The sequence below is a fragment of the Planktotalea sp. genome (assembly GCF_049680325.1).
Taxonomy (GTDB): domain Bacteria; phylum Pseudomonadota; class Alphaproteobacteria; order Rhodobacterales; family Rhodobacteraceae; genus Planktotalea.
This window is the reverse complement of record NZ_JBAUHO010000229.1, coordinates 1-1,822: the sequence shown is the minus strand read 5'-3', so window position 1 is coordinate 1,822 and position 1,822 is coordinate 1. Positions and strand designations below refer to the sequence as shown.

Annotated in this window: 4 protein-coding genes and 1 pseudogene; all 5 read right to left on the bottom strand. The window is 58.5% G+C overall.

Annotated features, from left to right (window positions below; translation table 11 throughout):
- A pseudogene (rimM, locus tag WBC85_RS10300) lies at positions 1-226 on the bottom strand (ribosome maturation factor RimM); the annotation flags it as partial.
- On the bottom strand, positions 223-372 hold the full coding sequence (locus WBC85_RS10295; protein WP_424436309.1) for a hypothetical protein: 150 nt from the start codon (positions 370-372) through the stop codon (positions 223-225). The pseudogene rimM and the gene WBC85_RS10295, both read right to left, overlap by 4 nt.
- The gene (gene bluB, locus WBC85_RS10290; RefSeq protein ID WP_424436306.1) at positions 372-1,001 is read right to left on the bottom strand and encodes a 5,6-dimethylbenzimidazole synthase; all 630 of its coding nucleotides are present in this window, start codon (positions 999-1,001) and stop codon (positions 372-374) included. Before bluB ends, WBC85_RS10295 begins: the two co-directional genes overlap by 1 nt.
- Positions 1,002-1,023: 22 nt before the next feature.
- Positions 1,024-1,422 (bottom strand): 30S ribosomal protein S16, encoded by a 399-nt coding sequence (rpsP, locus tag WBC85_RS10285; RefSeq protein ID WP_424436303.1) that lies wholly within the window; start codon positions 1,420-1,422, stop codon positions 1,024-1,026.
- Between the two features lie 12 nt (positions 1,423-1,434).
- Entirely contained in the window at positions 1,435-1,737 is a 303-nt protein-coding gene (locus WBC85_RS10280; protein WP_424436300.1) for a chorismate mutase, read from the bottom strand.
- Positions 1,738-1,822: the final 85 nt, after the last annotated feature.

Here is a 1,822-nt window from a genome sequence, read left to right as displayed (position 1 = left end):
GCGTATCTGCATCTTCCTTGTTAGAAATCTCGGGCAGACGCGCCGAAAACCCGTTTGTGATCGGGCGCAGGATGGCCAGCATATATTCACGCTCGCCAGCTTCGTCAGTCAGGGGGCTGTATTTCTCGATGTCTTCGGGGATGGCGCAAAAGCTTTTGATCCGCAGCTCACCGTGCACGCCGTAGGAGCCGGAGATAACTCCAACACAGATATGGCTCTCGCTCATTGCATCATCTCCGCACTTACGCAGATCATGCCGTCGATCTGGCCGCCGCTTGCAGTGCATTCGGCGCGCATCAGCATGCCGCTAAAGAAAAAGCCAAACATGGCACCGATGGCCAGCACGAAAATGAGTTTTAGCAGTCGAAACATTAGCGTTCCTCGATATGCAGGGCGGCGGCGCGCGCTTCCCAGCCTTTGGTTTCAAGCTCTGGTGTCAGGGATACATCGCGCGGCCAGCCAAGGCAAAGGTATGCGACAAGCGACCAGCCCTCTGGTGCATCAAGATCACGGCACAGGCGGTCGGGGTCAAGCACCGATACCCAGCCGATGCCGAGACCCTGCGTGCGCGCATGCAGCCACATCAGCGTGACGGCACCGACAACCGAATAGCGGCGCATTTCCGGCATGGTCCCTGCGCCAAGGCCCGCGCCTTTTGCGGTGCTGTCATCACAAAAGACGGCTATGTGTTCGGGGGCTTCTTGCATACCGGAGAGTTTAAGACCGGCGTAAAGCTCGGCCTTCTGGCCCTCGTATCCTTTGAGGGCCTGTGCATTTGCAATCTGGAAATTCTCAAGCGCGGCTTCGCGGGCAGCAGCCGAGCGCACGCGAATGATGCGCCATGGCTCTGACAGGCCAACGGAGGGAGCTAGTGAAAGTGTGGAGAGGCACTCTTGGACAAGTGCCTCTTCCACGGGATCGGTGCGGAAGTGGCGCACATCGCGGCGCCACCGCATCAGATCGGTCAGTCCGGCACGGAAATCAGCGGAAAACGCATGCATGCCGGACTAACCTTTTGCTGCCTTACTCTGCAGCTGCTTCTTCTGCAGGTGCCTCGGCTGGTGCTGCTGCGGCTTCTGCTGCTGCGGCGGCCTTTGCGGCTTTCTCTTCCACGCGGGCTGCGGCTTTCTTGCCGGGTGTGCCTTTTGTGGGGTTGTTACGCTCGGTCTTCGGGCTGATGCCTGCTGCTTCCAGCATACGCTGAACGCGCTCTGTTGGCTGTGCGCCTTTGCTCAGCCAGTAAGCAATACGCTCGGCATCCATTTTCACGCGGTCTTCGCTGTCTTTTGGCAGCAGGGGTGCGTATGTACCCAGCTTTTCAACGTAGCGGCCATCGCGTGGCATGCGGCTGTCTGCTGCAACGATACGGTAGAACGGGCGCTTCTTGGAGCCACCACGGGCGAGACGGATTTTCATGGACATAGTGTGTTTCCTTCAGGGTTTATCTTGGTGTGTCTTATGGTGCTGAATGACTTCAGCGATGATGAAGTTGAGAAACTTCTTGGCGAATTCAGGATCCAGATCGGCCTGTTTCGCCAAATCTTCTAGCCGTGCGATCTGGTCCGCTTCGCGGGTTGGATCGGACGGGGGAAGGTCGTGCTCGGCTTTGAGTTTCCCCACAGCCTGCGTGTGTTTGAACCGTTCGCCCAGCGTGTAGACGAGGATGGCATCGAGCCGGTCGATGCTGGCGCGGTGGCCTTTGAGGACTTCGGCGGCGCGTTTTACGGGATCGCTCATATTACTTCTTCTTCCCGAAACCGGACAGACCCGCAGGCAAACTCATGCCGCCGCCCATGCCGGGCATCTTGGCGCCCATCTGCTT

What these genes read in the sequence shown, in the direction of transcription:
- WBC85_RS10295 (WP_424436309.1), bottom strand. Translation starts at nt 372, where the DNA reads ATGTTTCGACTGCTAAAACTCATTTTCGTGCTGGCCATCGGTGCCATG.
- bluB (WP_424436306.1), bottom strand. Translation starts at nt 1,001, where the DNA reads ATGCATGCGTTTTCCGCTGATTTCCGTGCCGGACTGACCGATCTGATG.
- rpsP (WP_424436303.1), bottom strand. Translation starts at nt 1,422, where the DNA reads ATGTCCATGAAAATCCGTCTCGCCCGTGGTGGCTCCAAGAAGCGCCCG.
- WBC85_RS10280 (WP_424436300.1), bottom strand. Translation starts at nt 1,737, where the DNA reads ATGAGCGATCCCGTAAAACGCGCCGCCGAAGTCCTCAAAGGCCACCGC.